Annotated in this window: 18 protein-coding genes; 7 read left to right on the forward strand and 11 right to left on the reverse strand. The window is 73.2% G+C overall.

What is annotated here, in order from left to right:
* Positions 1-15: 15 nt before the first annotated feature.
* The gene (locus ACR9E3_RS02270; RefSeq protein WP_460378095.1) at positions 16-1,281 is read right to left on the reverse strand and encodes an ammonium transporter; all 1,266 of its coding nucleotides are present in this window, start codon (positions 1,279-1,281) and stop codon (positions 16-18) included.
* On the opposite strand from ACR9E3_RS02270, the gene ACR9E3_RS02275 reads away from it, so the two are divergent.
* Positions 1,268-1,405: a hypothetical protein gene (locus ACR9E3_RS02275; RefSeq protein WP_460378097.1), complete on the forward strand. Its 138-nt coding sequence runs from the start codon at positions 1,268-1,270 to the stop codon at positions 1,403-1,405. The two genes, ACR9E3_RS02270 and ACR9E3_RS02275, sit on opposite strands and share 14 nt — an antisense overlap.
* A 194-nt stretch (positions 1,406-1,599) precedes the next feature.
* Entirely contained in the window at positions 1,600-2,502 is a 903-nt protein-coding gene (locus ACR9E3_RS02280) for an Acg family FMN-binding oxidoreductase (RefSeq protein ID WP_460378099.1), read from the forward strand.
* Between the two features lie 13 nt (positions 2,503-2,515).
* Here ACR9E3_RS02280 and ACR9E3_RS02285 read toward each other — a convergent pair whose 3' ends face one another.
* The 3 genes from ACR9E3_RS02285 to ACR9E3_RS02295 form a co-directional block, all read right to left on the reverse strand.
* Complete coding sequence (locus tag ACR9E3_RS02285) at positions 2,516-3,724, reverse strand: pyridoxal-phosphate-dependent aminotransferase family protein (RefSeq protein WP_460378100.1); 1,209 nt, start codon at positions 3,722-3,724, stop codon at positions 2,516-2,518.
* 96 nt (positions 3,725-3,820) lie between these two features.
* The gene (gene ppk2 / locus ACR9E3_RS02290) at positions 3,821-4,654 is read right to left on the reverse strand and encodes a polyphosphate kinase 2 (protein ID WP_460378102.1); all 834 of its coding nucleotides are present in this window, start codon (positions 4,652-4,654) and stop codon (positions 3,821-3,823) included.
* Positions 4,655-4,718: 64 nt separating this feature from the next.
* Entirely contained in the window at positions 4,719-5,276 is a 558-nt protein-coding gene (locus tag ACR9E3_RS02295; RefSeq protein ID WP_460378104.1) for a hypothetical protein, read from the reverse strand.
* A gap of 213 nt (positions 5,277-5,489) precedes the next feature.
* Here ACR9E3_RS02295 and ACR9E3_RS02300 point away from each other — a divergent pair, with 213 nt between their 5' ends.
* The gene (locus ACR9E3_RS02300) at positions 5,490-5,645 is read left to right on the forward strand and encodes a DUF6131 family protein (protein WP_285659049.1); all 156 of its coding nucleotides are present in this window, start codon (positions 5,490-5,492) and stop codon (positions 5,643-5,645) included.
* A gap of 9 nt (positions 5,646-5,654) precedes the next feature.
* Here the strand turns inward: ACR9E3_RS02300 and ACR9E3_RS02305 are convergent, their stop codons facing one another.
* From ACR9E3_RS02305 to ACR9E3_RS02320, 4 genes are all read right to left on the reverse strand, one after another.
* Positions 5,655-6,701, reverse strand: coding sequence for a CHAD domain-containing protein (locus tag ACR9E3_RS02305; protein ID WP_460378106.1), 1,047 nt, complete (start codon positions 6,699-6,701; stop codon positions 5,655-5,657).
* A gap of 93 nt (positions 6,702-6,794) precedes the next feature.
* A complete protein-coding gene (locus tag ACR9E3_RS02310) occupies positions 6,795-7,391 on the reverse strand; it encodes a hypothetical protein (protein ID WP_460378108.1) in 597 nt (198 codons plus the stop codon).
* Positions 7,392-7,408: 17 nt separating this feature from the next.
* Positions 7,409-8,071: a haloacid dehalogenase type II gene (locus ACR9E3_RS02315; RefSeq protein ID WP_460378110.1), complete on the reverse strand. Its 663-nt coding sequence runs from the start codon at positions 8,069-8,071 to the stop codon at positions 7,409-7,411.
* Positions 8,065-8,556: a TIGR03618 family F420-dependent PPOX class oxidoreductase gene (locus ACR9E3_RS02320; RefSeq protein ID WP_460378112.1), complete on the reverse strand. Its 492-nt coding sequence runs from the start codon at positions 8,554-8,556 to the stop codon at positions 8,065-8,067. Before ACR9E3_RS02320 ends, ACR9E3_RS02315 begins: the two co-directional genes overlap by 7 nt.
* Before the next feature lie 172 nt (positions 8,557-8,728).
* Here ACR9E3_RS02320 and ACR9E3_RS02325 point away from each other — a divergent pair, with 172 nt between their 5' ends.
* Positions 8,729-9,319 carry a dihydrofolate reductase family protein gene (locus tag ACR9E3_RS02325; protein ID WP_460378114.1) on the forward strand — a complete coding sequence of 197 codons (591 nt, stop codon included), beginning with the start codon at positions 8,729-8,731 and terminating at the stop codon, positions 9,317-9,319.
* A gap of 37 nt (positions 9,320-9,356) precedes the next feature.
* Here the strand turns inward: ACR9E3_RS02325 and ACR9E3_RS02330 are convergent, their stop codons facing one another.
* Together ACR9E3_RS02330 and ACR9E3_RS02335 are read right to left on the reverse strand one after the other, a co-directional pair.
* Complete coding sequence (locus ACR9E3_RS02330; protein ID WP_460378116.1) at positions 9,357-9,950, reverse strand: hypothetical protein; 594 nt, start codon at positions 9,948-9,950, stop codon at positions 9,357-9,359.
* A 125-nt stretch (positions 9,951-10,075) separates the two neighbouring features.
* Complete coding sequence (locus ACR9E3_RS02335) at positions 10,076-10,399, reverse strand: hypothetical protein (protein WP_460378118.1); 324 nt, start codon at positions 10,397-10,399, stop codon at positions 10,076-10,078.
* Positions 10,400-10,651: 252 nt separating this feature from the next.
* Between ACR9E3_RS02335 and ACR9E3_RS02340 the strand changes: the two genes are divergently transcribed.
* Both ACR9E3_RS02340 and ACR9E3_RS02345 read left to right on the forward strand, forming a co-directional pair.
* Positions 10,652-11,641 (forward strand): hypothetical protein, encoded by a 990-nt coding sequence (locus tag ACR9E3_RS02340; RefSeq protein WP_460378120.1) that lies wholly within the window; start codon positions 10,652-10,654, stop codon positions 11,639-11,641.
* Between the two features lie 135 nt (positions 11,642-11,776).
* The gene (locus ACR9E3_RS02345; RefSeq protein WP_460378121.1) at positions 11,777-12,547 is read left to right on the forward strand and encodes a GntR family transcriptional regulator; all 771 of its coding nucleotides are present in this window, start codon (positions 11,777-11,779) and stop codon (positions 12,545-12,547) included.
* A gap of 11 nt (positions 12,548-12,558) precedes the next feature.
* On the opposite strand, the gene ACR9E3_RS02350 is transcribed toward ACR9E3_RS02345, so the two are convergent.
* Positions 12,559-13,668: a YeiH family protein gene (locus ACR9E3_RS02350; protein ID WP_460378122.1), complete on the reverse strand. Its 1,110-nt coding sequence runs from the start codon at positions 13,666-13,668 to the stop codon at positions 12,559-12,561.
* A 132-nt stretch (positions 13,669-13,800) separates the two neighbouring features.
* Between ACR9E3_RS02350 and ACR9E3_RS02355 the strand changes: the two genes are divergently transcribed.
* On the forward strand, positions 13,801-15,165 hold the full coding sequence (locus ACR9E3_RS02355; RefSeq protein WP_460378123.1) for an MBL fold metallo-hydrolase: 1,365 nt from the start codon (positions 13,801-13,803) through the stop codon (positions 15,163-15,165).
* Positions 15,166-15,325 lie beyond the last annotated feature (160 nt).

Genomic DNA, 15,325 nt, shown 5'->3' on the forward strand with positions numbered 1-15,325 from the left:
GTTCGACGTGGGGCGCTAGAGGACCCCGGCGGTCGCGCCGTTGCCGGCGGCCGCCCCGACGCGGCCGTTCGACATGCCGGAGTAGTCGTAGCCCGACTCGGCGTGCTCGGCCTCGTCGATGCCGACGGTCTCGGCCTCCTCCTCGATCCGCAGACCCATGGTGACCTTGACGATCAGCGCGATGATCGCGGTCAGCACCCCGGAGTAGACGATGACCGCGAGCGCGGCGACCGCCTGGATGCCGAGCTGACCCCAGCCCCCGCCGTAGAAGACGCCCCCGGCACCGGCCGGCGCGCCGTCCCAGGCGAAGAAGCCGATCAGCAGCGTGCCCACGAGGCCGCCCACGAGGTGGACGCCGACGACGTCGAACGCATCGTCGAACCCGAACCGGTACTTCAGGCCGACGCCGAAGGCGCAGGCGAGGCCGGCGATGAAGCCGATGGCCATGGCGCCCAGCGGCGTCACCGCCGCACACGCCGGGGTGATGGCGACCAGGCCCGCGACGATGCCGGAGGCGGCCCCCAGCGACGTGGGCTTGCCGTCCCGGACCTGCTCGATGATCAGCCAGCCGCAGATCGCCGTGCAGGTCGCGACGACGGTGTTGAGCAGCGCGTAGGAGGCGGCGAAGTTCGCGACGGCGGCCGAGCCGGCGTTGAACCCGAACCAGCCGAACCACAGCAGCCCGGCGCCGAGCATGACCATCGTGAGGTTGTGCGGACGCGCCGAGTCGTTCGGCCAGCCCTTGCGCTTGCCCAGGATGAGGGCGAGGACGAGCGCGGCCATGCCGGCGTTGATGTGCACCGCCGTCCCCCCGGCGAAGTCGACCGCGCCGATGCCGTTGGCGATCCAGCCCGCGTCGAGGTCGAACACCCAGTGCGCGATCGGGAAGTAGACGAGCAGCGCCCAGAGCAGCGAGAAGACCATCCACGAGTTGAACTTCATCCGGTTGGCGACCGCGCCGGCGATCAGCCCGACCGTGAGGATGGCGAACATCGCCTGGAAGGCCGCGAACGCGATGTCGGGCAGCCCGTCGGTCTGGACGGTCTCCGAGAGCAGGCTCGACAGCATGAAGTACTGCGCGGGGTTGCCGAACCACCCGCCGACGGCGTTGTCACCGAAGGCGAGCGAGTAGCCGACGATGACCCACAGGACGCCGACCGTGGCGAACGTCGAGAAGACCATCATCATCATGTTGAGGACGCTCTTCGAGTGCGCCTGGCCGCCGTAGAACAGCGCCAGGCCCGGCGTCATGAGGAGGACCAGCGCGGTGCTGGTCAACATCCAGGCGATCGTTCCACTGTCGAGTTCCACGACCGGCGGGTTCCTTCCCTATCAGGACAATCCGGTCGCCGAGCTTCTGATCATCGTGTTGCGTGACGAAACGCCCGGAGTGACAGTCGGGTGACGTCACGGTCCCGCCGGTTACGTCCAGATCACCGGGCGCGAGCGGGACGTTCGGCGGCCGGGACGGGGCCGGAGGGTCCTCGCCGCGACGCGGTGACCGCACTGGGATGGCGGCGGGGAGAGGAGCCGCCCTGCGCCACGCGGTCGGCCGGGCGCAGCGGGCCCCCTCGGAGCACAACGCCCAGCCCTGGCTGGGTGCTCGGGGACGCCGAGCTCGAGCTCCACGTCGACCCGACGCGCCGGCTGCGCTTCACCGACGAGTCGGGGCGCGGCGTCCTGCTCGGGTGCGGCTGCGCCCTGCACCACCTCCGGGTCGCCCTCGCCGCGGACGGATGGCGTTCGGAGGTCCGCCACCAGCCCGAGGGTCCCGCGGGACGGCCGCTCGCCCGGGTCCGGATCACGCCGGACGACCAGTCGGCCGACGCGCGGACCCGCACGCACGCGGCGGCCATCGACCGGCGCCACACCGACCGGCGGCGCTTCGCGGAGCGTTCGGTCCCCGTCGACGTGCTGCACGCGCTCGACGACGCGGCGCGCCCCTTCGGAGGCGTGCTGCACCTGGCCTACGGGACCTACCGGACGCTGGTCGCCGAGGCCATGCGCGAGGCGGCCGAGCGCCAGCCCGAGCAGGAGGGCTACCTCGCCGAGCTGCACCGCTGGACCCATCGCTTCGCCGGGGCCGGCGACGTCATCCCGGCGAGCGCCCGGCTCGACGGTCCGCCGCCGTCCTACAGCGACCTCGTGCTGCGCTGGTTCCCACGCGGCACGCTGCGCCAGCCCCGCGCCGGCGCGGACCATCGGGACTCGTCGGCGCTGACCGTCCTCACCGCGGTCGACGACGCCCCGGTGTCGGTGCTGCGCGCGGGCGAGGCCCTCAGCGCGGTGCTCCTGAAGGCCACCGCGCGCGGCCTGGGCACGACACCGATCGTCCAGGTCCTCGAGGTCCCGGAGACCCGCGAGCGGTTGCGGCACCTGGTCGTCGGGGCGCACCGTCCGCCCGTGTGCGTCGTGCGCCTCGGATGGCCCGAGCCCCTCGCGCCGCCCCTGGTCCCGACCCCTCGCCGTCCGCTCGAGCAGGTGCTGACCGAGCAGTCCTGACGGGGTCCGGTGCTCAGCGCGGCCGGCCGGCTCCGACGGCCTCCCCGGCCTTCTCGTCGGCCAGCGCCTGCCGGAAGTACTGCTGCGCCGCGGCCACGCCCGCGCCGGGCTCGATCCCGGCGCCGGCGTCGAGCAGGGCCATCTCCGCCGCCGCCAGGGCGGTCAGGCAGGACACCTCGTTGACGTCGCCGAGGTGCCCGATCCGGAACACCTTCCCCGCGACCTTGCCGAGGCCTCCCCCGAACGACGTGCGGTAGCGGTGGTACGCGATCCGGCACAGCGCGGCGCCGTCGACCTCGGCGGGGAGACGGACGGCGGTCACCGTGTCCGAGTGCCAGTGCGGGGCGGTCGCGCACAGGTCCAGACCCCAGGCCTGCACACCCTGCCGGACGCCGTGGCCCAGGCGGCGGTGGCGCGCGGCGACGTCGTCCATCCCCTCGTCGAGCAGCCGGTCCAGCGAGGCCCGCAGTCCGTGCAGCAACGGGGTCGGCGGCGTGTAGGGGAAGTAGCCGACGTCGTTCGCGGTGATCATCTCCCGGAAGCTGAAGAAGCACCGTTCCGTCGCCGTGCGCTCGGCGGCCTCCACCGCCCGCTCGCTCACGCCGAGGATCGCGAGGCCCGCCGGGAGCATGAAGCCCTTCTGGCTCCCCGCCACCGCGAGGTCGACGCCCCAGTCCTCCTGCCGGAAGTCGACGGAGCCGATCGACGAGACGCCGTCGACGAACAGCAGCGCGTCGGAGCCGGCCGCGTCCATCGCCCGGCGGACGGCGCGGACGTCGGAGGCGACGCCGGTCGAGGTCTCGTTGTGGGTGACGAAGACGGCCTTGATGCTCGGGTCGGCGCGGAGCTCCCGCTCGTAGGCCTCGACGGGGACGCCCTCCCCCCACGGCACGTCGTGGCAGACGACGTCGAGCCCGAGGCGGCGCGCCATGTCCGCCCACAGGTGGGAGAAGTGCCCGAAGCGCGACATCAGGACGCGGTCACCGCGCTCGAGGCAGTTGGTGATCGCCGCCTCCCACGCCGCCGTGCCGGAGCCGGGGTAGAGCAGCACGCGGCCGGTGCGGAGCCGGAAGACGCACCGGAGGTCCGAGAGGAGCTCCAGGACGAAGTCCGGGAAGTCGGGCGCGCGGTGGTCCTCCATCGGCACGTTCATCGCGCGCCGGACCACCTCCGGCACCACGGTGGGCCCGGGCACGAACAGGTGCGTCGTTCCGATCTTCACGACCGAGCCTTTCGCCGGGGGCGTGGGTCGTCTCGCACCGTAGGCACACGGACGGCCTCCCCTCGTCCCCCGATGTGGGGGGACGAGGGGGGGAGCTCAGTGCCCGTCGAGCAGCGTCGCGGCGTGATCGGGGACGGCGCGGGCCAGCTCACGAGGCGGGCGCACGTAGCCGTCGCTCGGCGGGCGCACCGGCAGATGCAGGGCCGGCTGCTCGATCGGCTCCCACGGCACGGTGTGCAGCAGGTGGGCGATCATGTTCAGCCGGGCACGGCGCTTGTCCTCCGATTCCACGATCGTCCAGGGCGCGATCTGGGTGTCGGTGGCGGAGAGCATGGCGTCCTTCGCCTTGGAGTAGTCGTCCCAGCGCTTGATCGACTCCAGGTCCATGGGCGAGAGCTTCCACCGCTTGAGCGGGTTCGCCCGCCGCTCGAAGAAGCGGCGCTCCTGCTCCTCCGGGCTGACCGAGAACCAGTACTTGCGCAGCAGGATGCCGTCCTCGATCAGCATGTTCTCGAACGTGGGGCACTGCCGCATGAAGCGGTCGTACTCCTGCGGCGTGCAGAAGCCCATGACGTGCTCGACGCCGGCGCGGTTGTACCAGGAGCGGTCCAGCAGCACGATCTCCCCGGCCGCCGGCAGGTGCGGGACGTAGCGCTGGAAGTACCACTGGGTGCGCTCGCGCTCGGTGGGCGCGGGCAGGGCGACGATCCGTGCGACGCGGGGGTTGAGGTTCTCCACGACCCGCTGGATCGCGCCGCCCTTCCCGGCCGCGTCCCGTCCTTCGAAGATCACGACGAGGCGCGCGCCGGTCGCCTTGACCCACTCCTGCATCTGGACCAGCTCGCCCTGCAGACGCAGCAGCTCGGCCTCGTACACCTTCTTGGGGAAGCGCTTCTTCTTCGTGCCCGACTTCGTGTCCGCCTTCGCCACGTCCTGACCCCCTGCCTCGAGCGACCTCGGACCAGCATGTCGTGCGCGGCGCCGATCGGACAGATCAGCCGATCCGGGGGGACAGCGCGGCGCCGCCGAAGCCCAGCAGCGCGACCCCGGAACCGACGCCGGCGAGCAGCTGCACGAGGAGTCCGGACCCCGTCAGCGCCGCCGCCAGAACCGCGAGTACGGCGAGGACGGTCATCACGGCGCCGAGGGCGACGAACCGCCCGAAGCGCCAGACGCGCCCGAGGACCACGAAGTGCACCCCCACGACGAGGGCCACCCACACGACGGCGAGGTCGGGGCGGTACAGCACACCGTTGACCAGCCACAGGCCCACGGCGAGGGCGACGACCTCGCCGGCGACGACGAGCCAGTACCCGCGCCCCCACCGCGTCCGACCGGCGCCGACACCCGCCGCGTGCCGGGCGGCCCGGCGGAACACGGCCACCGCGCCGGCGGCCAGCGCGAGGGCCGCGGCGACCGCCGCGATCCGCAGCGCCGCGGCCCACGGCGGCGGGAACGCGTCGGTGTTGGCGAGGACGAACACGGCCCCGAAGACGGCCGCGACGAGCGTGCCGACGAGCCGGCCGAACGGGTCCGCCGCGCGATCATCCACGGGGCCAGCATCCCTTTGAGACAGGTCCGCTGTCGCTGTCGCGCCGCTTGTCAGAACCCCCAGCGACGGCACGGCCGAACAGCGCAACCTCGTCCGCAATCCCTGGTTGGGCCGCACCACGGGCGCCGACCGTGTCGTTGCCGCTCTGCCCGTCGGGGGTCAGGACGTTCCTCGCCCGGCGGCGAACGCTCCCCAGCGGACAGGAGTCCTCACGTGATCATCCTCGGCATCATCCTCATCGTCCTGGGCTACCTGGCCCCGGTCCCCTCCATCGTCATGACGATCGGCTGGATCCTGCTGGTCGTCGGCCTGATCCTCACCCTGCTCGGGGCGGTCGGGCGGCCGATGGGGCGCAAGACGTACTTCTGAGCCCGACCCTCAGGCGGCGTCCACCAGGCCCTTGCGCAGCTTGGGCCTGGTGTACGCCGCGACCGCGGCGGTCAGGGCCTCGTCGGCCGCCGCACGACGGGCGCGCGCCTCGGCGTGCAGCACGCCGTAGGTGAAGCTCGGCTCCCCGGCACGGTGGGCCAGGTCGGCCAGGTCGACGAGCCAGTGCGCCACGGCCTCGCTCCGGCGGCGGTCCTCGGCGGCGCCCACGAGGTCGTCCGCGGCGTCGGCGAGCCGGCGGACCTGCTTGCCGAGGACGGGACGGACGATCCGGGCCGTCGTGGCGACCGCGTGCGCCGCGGTGGCGACGGCGCCCAGCTCGGGGGCCTCCCCGTCCACCACGGGCTCGGCCGCCTCGAGCGCCGCGGCGTCGGCGTCGGTGAGCGCGCGGGCCAGGACACGGCCGGCGTGCTTGGGCTTGCCGCCCCCGATCGGTGCCGAGAGCACGAGCTGGTCGGCGTGCGCGAGCAGGCTGGTCCACTCGGGCTGCGCGAGCATCCCGGTGACGGCGTCACGGCGCTCGGTCGTGCGGGCGGCGACGACGATCCCGACCCGGGCCTCCACCGGACCCTGACGCAGGGCGGGGTCGAGGTCCTCGACGAGCTCCTCGAGCACCTCGACCGTGCCGTCGAGTGCGCGGGCCTCGTCGACGGTCGACCGCGCCCAGGCCAGCTCCGCGCGCAGCGCGGCGAGCTCGCCGCCCTCGATGAGCGACGCGAACCCGGTGACGACCGCCTCCAGGTCCGCCAGCGCCTCCGCGAGGCGCTCCACGTCCGGCTCGTCGGAGCCGCCGGCCGCGAGCACCGGCGCGTCGTCGGGCGTCTCGTCCTCCGCGGCCGGCACGGTCACCGACGAGCCGCCGTCCGCGCCGAATCCGGCACCGGCGTCGTCGCCGCCGTCGCCGGCCGTGGTGTCGGTGTCGTCGACCCGGGCCGCGTCCGGGGCCACCGTCTCGGGCTCGAGGGCGGCGTGGAGCGCGGCCACCCGTTCACGGATCGCGGCGAGGACGACGGTGGCGGCGGAGACGGTGTTCGACACGAGGTCAGGTGTACCCCACCCTCCCCCGCGCGATCGACGCCGGAGCGAGGATCCCCCGACGTTCACGGGGCGGACACCTCGCGGACCCGGTGCTCACCCGCTCCAGCCGGTCCGCTCGAGCCACGGCCGGAGGTGCTCGCGGTCGAGCGCGGCCGGGTCCGCCACGAGGTCGAGCATCAGCGCGTGGCGATGCGCGGCGTCCTTCGTGAGCCGGGCGTCGTCGTCACGGGTGAACGGCCGGTCGGGCCCGAACCGTCGGGCCGCCGCCACGATGTCGCCGGCGGCGTCGCGCACGTCCTCCGCGTCGGGCCCGCCGACGGCCGGATCCAGCCCGGCGCCCGCGAGACGCTGCCCGAGGTCCGCGAACTGCGCGGCGAGCCACTCCCACGGCGCCGCGGTCAGGCCGGCGTCCCAGTGCCGGTCGGACGGTTCGACGCCCTCGAACCAGGGGTGGAAATGCGCCGCGGAGAAGGGCTCGGCCGGCCGATCGAGGCGACCGAAGAGGTCGGCGCGCCAGAACACCCCGTCGACGACCAGGCGTTGCGCGGCCGACTCCGAACCGCGGTGCTCCTGGGGCTCGCGGAGCGCGAGCTCGATGCGGGCGCCGTGCTCCATGGAGGCGTCCGGACCGATCTCGAACCACCGCCGGACCGTGGCGGCGACGCGGGTGAAGCTGAACGTGACGAGCATGGCGGCTCCGGGTCGGGTCAGGTGAGCTCGGCGAGGGCGCCCAGGTGGAGGTCGAACCGGTCCCCCGCGGCGGGCGGGTCGCCGCCGGGGCGCTCGAGGTACGCGGTGCGCAGGCCGGCGGCCTGCGCGCCGCGCAGGTCCCAGGCGTGGGCGGCGACCATGAGCATGCGCTCCGGGGGACGGCCCGCGCAGTCGATCGCCAGGCGGTACACCGCCGGGTCGGGCTTGTAGGTGCCGGCGGCCTGGGTCGACAGCGCGGTGTGCCAGCGCAGGCCCGCGGCGGCGTTCATGCGCAGCAGGGCCGTCGTGTCGGCGTTCGACAGGCCGATGAGCTCGTGGTCGGCTCCCAGCCGGGCCAGGGCGTCCGCGGTGTCGGGCCACGCCGGCCGCTGCCGGACGGCCTCGACGAGGGTGTCGACGACCGTCGGGTCCCCGAGGTGTTCGGCGACGGCCCGGGCGGCCTCGCGGTCCAGCACCTCGCTCGGCGCGTACGCGCGCTCGCGGGCGACGACGCGCCGGTGCTCGGTCGCGATGCACCGGCCCCAGAGCGCCACGAGGTCGTCGACCCGGCCGGCGTCGGCGCCGAGCCCGGCGAGCGCGGAGCGCAGGCCGGCCGTGTCGTCCACGAGCGTGCCCAGGATGTCGAAGACGATCGTGTCGACCTCGGGCGGCGTCACCACGGCTGGCTGCTGCTGGTCCAGTGGGTCAGCGTGTCGATGTCGTCGGGGCTGTGGGTGTGCCGCGGCGGCGTCGCGAACGTCGCGTACGGGGTGATCCGCACGACCACCCGGTGCTCGTCGGCGCACATCGTCCGCACGGTCGCCATCTTCTCCTCGGGCACCTCCTGGCCCTCGCCCATCAACACGATGATGCGGCGCATCAGTTCGGTGGCGGCCTCGAGATCGTCCTCGATCACGGCGTCGCCGTAGACCTGCAGGTAGGTCAGCGGCCAGTGCTCGTCGAGCACGCACAGGCTGACCTTGCCGTCGCGCGCGACGGCCTTGGCCTTCTGCCGTTCGGCCATGGTGGAGACGAGGATGTCGCCGGTGTCGGGATCGAGGACGTAGTAGACGACCGTCATCGCGGGCCCGTCGGCGCGGCGGTTGTACCCGAAGATCGCGGTGCGGTGCTCCCGGACGAAGTCCCGGCGCTCGGCCTGGTCCATGACGGCAAGGTAGGCCCGATCCGCCGCGCCGGGAACCGGTGTCCGGGCCTCGGGCGGCGGTGCTCGCCGGTCACGGGCAGCGCCTCGACCCGGCCGGCGCCTGCTACGGTGTCGCCGACCGATTGCAAGTTGCAACCGCTTGGGAGGCCCGATGTCGGACACCACGTGCCACATGTCGATCTCACTCGACGGCTTCGTCGCCGGGCCGGACCAGAGCCGTGACGACCCGCTCGGGAAGCGCGGTGTCGAGGTGCACGGGTGGCACATCGGCGACCCGCGGGCGACCGAGGCGGACAAGGTCGCGACCGACTGGCTCATGCGCCCGCGCGGGGCCTACGTCATGGGCCGGAACATGTTCGGACCGGTCCGCGGCGAGTGGGACGAGGACTGGCGTGGCTGGTGGGGACCCGAGCCGCCGTACCACGCGCCGGTCTTCGTGCTCACCCACCACGCCCACGAGCCGATCGAGATGGAGGGCGGGACCACCTTCCACTTCGTCACCGACGGCTTCGACGCCGCCTACGCGCTGGCGCGCGAGACCGCCGGCGAGAAGGGCGTGGACATCGCCGGCGGCGCGTCGACGGTCCGCCAGGCGCTGAACGCGGGCGTGATCGACGAGCTGACCCTGGACATCGCCCCGACCCTGCTCGGGAGCGGGGAGCGCATGTTCGACGGTGTCGCCTCCTTCGACTTCGAACCCGTCGAGGTCCTGCACTCGCCGCTGACCACGCACATCCGGTACCGCCGGAGCAGCGCCGGCTGAACGAGGACATCCGGGACCGAGAACGGATCGAGCGCCGTCACCGAAGCTCGGATCCGCCGGACGGGTGCGGACAGTCCGCACACCGGCCGGTGGACCGCTCGCCGGGTTGATGACCGAGCACCTCGGCGACGACATCGGCGTGCAGCGGCGGCACTTCTCGCCGCCGGAAGGGGACGTATCCCCGCCGGAGGTCCTCGTCCGACGGGGCCAGGAAAGCGGCCAGGAGGCGCGGGCGGTGGATCTGCTGGACGAGCTCCACAGCGATGGCCGACCCCACGATGACCAGAGCAACGACGCGCGGAGCGTTCCAGTCACCCGGGCCCGGAACGGCGACGCACAGCAGCCCGGCCAGGAAGGCGAGGATGCCGGTGTTGTACGTGTGGCGCGCGAGAAGGCGGTGGTGACTGGCGACGTCCTCGTCGAGCCATTGCTCCGAACGGATCTCGTGCATCCGCTCCGGATCCCGGGCCTTCTCGGGGTGGACCGCGACGCGCTCGGTCACCGCCACGTGCCGGCTCGCGGCGGCCAGTCCCGCCTGGATGGCGAAGACGAGGCAGGCGATGGCGAGCGCGAAGAACATGATCGCGAAGTCGCCGCGGAGACCGCGGTCGGGCCTCCCGGCGAGCGCCACGATCGCCGCGATGGAGAAGCCGGCGAGGAGCGGTGACGCCACGGACGCGAACGCCGCGGTGGCGCTGGGATGGCCGAGAGGGCGCGGCGTGCTCCAGAAGTCGCCCGGTCGAGGCATGACCGGTCCTATGCCTCGAGGTCGGCCCACCCGTGGAGCCTCGTCACGTGCGGGTCGAACGGATCGTGCGCCCGGCACCTGACGGTGACACCCTCCCCGGGAGGGTCGCCGGCCCGGAGAGCGGCACCGAGCTTCTCGAGGACGTCGGCCGGGACCGTGCCGCAGATGTCGTAGTAATCAGTGGCCGACTCCTCGGTCGTCCCCGCGCCCCTCTCCCCTTTCCGGCCCCGACCGAGATAATGCACCGCGCGCCGAATGGTGCCGTCGACGCCGCTTTCGGGCGTGAAAGCCTCGTAGGTGATCCCGGACTCGGAACTGTGCCGTTCGTGCATTTGCTCGTGCCACCTCCGCCACCCGCCGTGACCGACACCTTGCAGCACGTTTCGAGACGAAGCGAGCGCATTCGTCCGTCCGGACCAGCCCGGCCCGAATCGTCGCCGCCACGGACCGCGCCGCTGTCGGCACTCCTCGTGGTCCACGGGACGCAACCCGTCGCCGTCGCCCTGATCGGGTGGCATCCGTGACCTCGCCGCGCGACCCTCGTGTCCGGCTCCCCGTCGCTGCACGGGAGGGGGTGACCACCGATGGGCGCCCTCGCCGCCGTCCTGCGGTCGACCGGATTCGTCCTGGTGATCCTCAGCCTGCCGGTCGGGACGTTGGCCTATGGACTGTTCCGTTTCGAAGGTCATCACGCCACGGTTCTGATCGCACCGTTCGGCGTCGTCGCGCTCGGCGCACTGTCGCTCTTCCGCGGCCGCCAACTCGTCGCCCGGAGCATCAACGCCACACGACTCGTCCCGGGCCACCCCACCGTCCTGTACCTCCGAGGCTTCGACGCCGATGTCACGGCGCGGAGAGAGACGGTGACCGCGGCAGCTCAATTCCTCTCGGTCCTGCAGATGATCGCGCGTCTGATGGAGGGCTGGGCCACCGAGGAGGAGCAGCTGGCGGACGCGTTGAGTCCCATCGGGACGCTCGTGGCGATCGGCAATCCGACGGAGCCCCTCCCCCTTCCCGGCGCTCGTCGCGTCTACGTCGGGGACGACTGGCAACGGGCCGTCGCCTACCTGATGAGGGCATCCCGGCTGACCGTCATCCGGCCGGGTCGCAGTCCCGGCGTCGTCTGGGAACTCGAGTGCGCCTCTCGGGTCGTCCCGCCCGAACGCCTCGTCATCCTCGTCTCGGACCATCTCAGCCGGCGGCGATACGCCGAGATCCGGGCGGCCGCCGAGCGACTGCTCCGTGCGAGTCTCCCACCCTGGGAAACCGTCGAGGCGAGCACTCGGCGCACGATCTACGGAAATGCGGGCTACATCTTCTTCCGGCCGGGTGGCTTCGCCACATTCATGCCCATTCATGCGCCCCAGGCCTTCGCCCGCGGCTTCAAGCCGCAACGACAGATGCTCCGCTACTCCTTCTGGCCGGTCTTTCGAGCAACGGGGGTCCCGTGGACGCCTCTCCCGCACATCGGTGGGTGCCTGGCGATCACGCTCTCGATGCTCGTCGTGCTTCTCGGGGCCATCGCGCTCGTCGTGGCGGCCTCCACTCTGACGGGAGGTTTCCCCGGGCGGTGACATCGACCGACCACGACCCGAGGACGGCGCCCCCGGGCGGCACGCCGGCGACGTCCGGTGGGTCGGCTCGTCAGCCGACGTGTCCGTCGTGCGGTCTCCCCGGTCAGGCCAATGTCCCGACGTTAAGATGGCGAGATGGCGCGGCGTCCGGTGGACCGGCAGAGTCCCGTCCCCCTGTGGTCGCAGGTCCGGGACGACCTGCGACGACGGCTCGCGGGCGGCGAGTTCGACGCGGTGTTCCCCGGCGAGAACGCACTCGTCGCCGACTACGACGTCAGCCGCAACACGGTGCGGCAGGCGCTGCAGGGCCTGCGCGCCGAGGGGCTCGTCACCGCCGAGCGCGGGCGGGCGCCGCGGGTGCGGCACGCGGAGATCGAGCAGCCGGTCGGGACGCTCTACAGCCTGTTCGCGTCGGTCGAGGCGGCGGGCCTGACCCAGCGCTCGGAGGTACGCGTGCTCGACACGCGGGCCGACGGGGTCGTGGCCGCCCGGCTCGGGCTCGAGGAGTCGACCCCGCTCGTGCACCTCGAGCGGCTGCGTCGCGCCGGGGACGCTCCCCTGGCCGTCGACCGTGTCTGGCTGCCGGCCGCGATCGCGGAGCCACTGCTGGCGGCGGACTTCACCCACACCTCGCTCTACGCCGAGCTCGCCCGGCGCACCGGCACGCGGCTGGAGTCCGGGCACGAGCGCATCAGCGCCCAGCTGCCGACGCCGGGGGAACGCACGCTGCTGGAGTGCGCCCGGGACGTCGCGGTCTTCGTCATCGAGCGCACCGGTGTCGCCGCCAGCCGGCCGGTCGAGTGGCGCCAGACTGTGGTGCGCGGCGACCGCTTCGCCTTCGACGCCCGCTTCTCGGCGCAGGGCTACCAGCTCGACGTCGCGACCGCCCTGTCGCGCAGCGCCTGACCGGGCCCGCGTCAGAGCGTGCCGGTGATGGCCTGGAGACCCAGGCTCGACGTCGCCACGAGCACCCACAGGCACGCGCCGAGGACGAGCGGGCGCAGGCCCGCGCGGCGCATGTCCGCCGGCCGCATCCCGAGGCCGATGCCGGCCAGAGCGGTCGTGATCAGGAACGTACCGGCGGCCGCGAGGCCCGCGTGCCACGACGGGGGCACGACACCGACCGTGTCGAGCGCCGAGGCGACGACGAAGCCGACGAGGAACAGCGGCACGATCCGTCGCCACGGCAGCGAACGCCAGAAGCCGGGTCCCTGCTCGTCGGGCGCGCTCGGCCCCGCCTCGCGACGCGCGGTCCACACCGCGAGCACCACCACGATCGGGATGATCATCAGGGTGCGCACGAGCTTGACGACGACTGCTGCCGGCCCTGCGCCGTCACCGAACGAGTAGGCGGCGGCGACCACCGACGACGTGTCGTTGACCGCCGTCCCGGCCCACAGCCCGAAGGCCTGACCGTCCATGCCGAGAGCGTGGCCGAGCGGGGGGAACGCCAGCACGGCGAGCACGTTGAAGGTGAAGATCGTGCCGATGGCGTAGGCGACCTCGTGCTCCTTCGGGCGGACGACCGCCGTCGTGGCGGCGATCGCCGACGCGCCGCAGATGCCGGTGCCCACGCCGATGAGCAGGCCGGTGGCGCCGCGGACGTCCAGCAGCCTGCTCAGGACGAAGGCACCGACCAGGGCGACCGCGAGCGTCCCGAGCATCACCGGGAGGGACTCGAGACCCACGGCGGCCACCTGGCCCAGCGAGAGCGTCGCGCCGAGCACGACGATCGACGCCTGCAGCACCGGCCGGGCGGCGACGTCGAGCCCGGGCCGCAGCCGTGCGCCCGGGTGCAGGAACGCCCCGGCGACGATGCCGAGCACGATCCCGAACACCGGCGCGCCGACGACCGGGACGAGGTGTCCGAGCGGCGTCGCGATCCCGGCGACCACGAGCGCGAGCCCGAGACCCGGCAGCACCGCGCGGGACCGTGATGCCAGGCGGTCGGCGCGGGACGGCGTGTCCGCGGGCGACGGCGTCGTGAGCACCTCGGTCGTCGGCGCACGCTCCGTGATGGGACGCACCGGCCACCCCCTTCGTCTCTGCGCTTGGCCTCAGTATGTACCTACATTGGCCTCGCGCAAGCCCGGGAGTTCGGTTGACGGTGCCCCGCGGCCCCTTTAATGTAGGTACATATCGTTCCGAGGAGGTCCCCCGTGCACGTCGACGTGATCGCCACCGACTCGCTCGGTGACCGCAGCTACGTGATCCACGACGGCGAGGTGGCGCTCGTCGTCGACCCGCAGCGGGATCTCGACCGCGTCGAGGCCGTCGCGGCGCGCGAGGGGGTACGGGTCGCGGCGGTCGCGGAGACCCACATCCACAACGACTACGTCACCGGCGGCCACGCCCTGGCCGCCGCGACGGGGGCGTCGTACCTCGTCAACGCGGCCGATCCGGTCGCGTTCGACCGCCGGGCGGTCGTCGACGGCGAGGAGATCCGGGTGGGGACCCTGCGGGTGCGCGCCATGGCCACGCCCGGGCACACCGTCACACACCTCGCCTACGTCGTGGACGACACCGCCGCGCCCGCCGAGCCGCCCGCCGTGTTCACCGGCGGATCGCTCCTGTTCGGCAGCGTCGGCCGCACCGATCTCGTCGATCCCGCCCGCACCCCGGAACTGACCCGCGACCAGTACCGGTCGGCCCACCGACTCGCGGACGCACTGCCCGACGGGACACGCGTGTTCCCGACCCACGGGTTCGGCAGCTTCTGCTCCTCCGGGTCGGCGACCGGCGCCGCGGCGAGCACCATCGGCGCCGAACGCGCGGGCAACGACGCCCTGCTCGCGGTCGACGAGGACCGGTTCGTCGCCACGCTGATCGCGAACCTGACCGCCTACCCGCGGTACTACGCCCACATGGGCGCGCGGAACCTGGCCGGGCCCGAGGCCGCCGACCTCTCCCCCGTCGCCGAGGTCGACCGTGACGAGCTCCGCAAGCGCGTCGCCGACGGCGAGTGGGTGGTCGACCTGCGCGACCGCGTCGCGTTCGCCGCCTCGCACCTCGCGGGCACGGTCGGTATCCCGGTCGGCACGCAGTTCTCGACCTACCTCGGCTGGCTGGTGCCCTGGGGGACGCCGGTGACGCTCGTCGGTGACACCGCCGAGGCGGTCGCCGAGGCGGAGCGCCAGCTCACCCGCATCGGCATCGACCGGCCGGCCGGCGCCGCCGTCGGACACCCCACGGACCTCGCCCCGGCCGGCGACCTGCGCCGCTACCCCATCGCGACGTTCGCCGACCTCGGCGCGCGGTCCGGCCGGGAGGCTCGCGAGCCCGTGCTCGACGTGCGCCGGGACGACGAGCGCGCCCGCGGCGGCATCCCGGCGTCGCACCACGCGCCACTGCACGACCTCCCCGCGGGACTCGACGGCCTGCCCGCCGGGCGGCTGTGGGTGCACTGCGCCTCCGGCTTCCGCGCCGGGATCGCGGCGAGCCTCCTCGACCGCGCCGGACGCGACGTCGTGCTGGTCGACGACGACTACGCCCGGGCGGTCGAGCTCGGCCTCGCCGGCGGCTGAGCGGCAACCGGCCGGCGATTGTCGGATGAATCGCACGGCCCGTCGTCACCGGAACCGACGGCGCACAGGTATGCTCGACGATCAACGATTCCACCGCGGCCATTCCTGCGAATGCCGGAGAACCGACTGCACCGTGCGGCGGCATTCGGACAGCGTGTTC

The organism is Actinomycetospora sp. C-140 (assembly GCF_054796175.1).

Excerpts from the sequence above, each read along its gene's own strand:
- ACR9E3_RS02270 (WP_460378095.1), bottom strand. The coding sequence starts at position 1,281 with ATGTTGACCAGCACCGCGCTGGTCCTCCTCATGACGCCGGGCCTGGCG.
- ACR9E3_RS02310 (WP_460378108.1), bottom strand. The coding sequence starts at position 7,391 with ATGCTCGTCACGTTCAGCTTCACCCGCGTCGCCGCCACGGTCCGGCGG.
- ACR9E3_RS02320 (WP_460378112.1), bottom strand. The coding sequence starts at position 8,556 with ATGGACCAGGCCGAGCGCCGGGACTTCGTCCGGGAGCACCGCACCGCG.
- ACR9E3_RS02325 (WP_460378114.1), top strand. The coding sequence starts at position 8,729 with ATGTCGATCTCACTCGACGGCTTCGTCGCCGGGCCGGACCAGAGCCGT.
- ACR9E3_RS02335 (WP_460378118.1), bottom strand. The coding sequence starts at position 10,399 with ATGCACGAACGGCACAGTTCCGAGTCCGGGATCACCTACGAGGCTTTC.
- ACR9E3_RS02340 (WP_460378120.1), top strand. The coding sequence starts at position 10,652 with ATGGGCGCCCTCGCCGCCGTCCTGCGGTCGACCGGATTCGTCCTGGTG.
- ACR9E3_RS02345 (WP_460378121.1), top strand. The coding sequence starts at position 11,777 with ATGGCGCGGCGTCCGGTGGACCGGCAGAGTCCCGTCCCCCTGTGGTCG.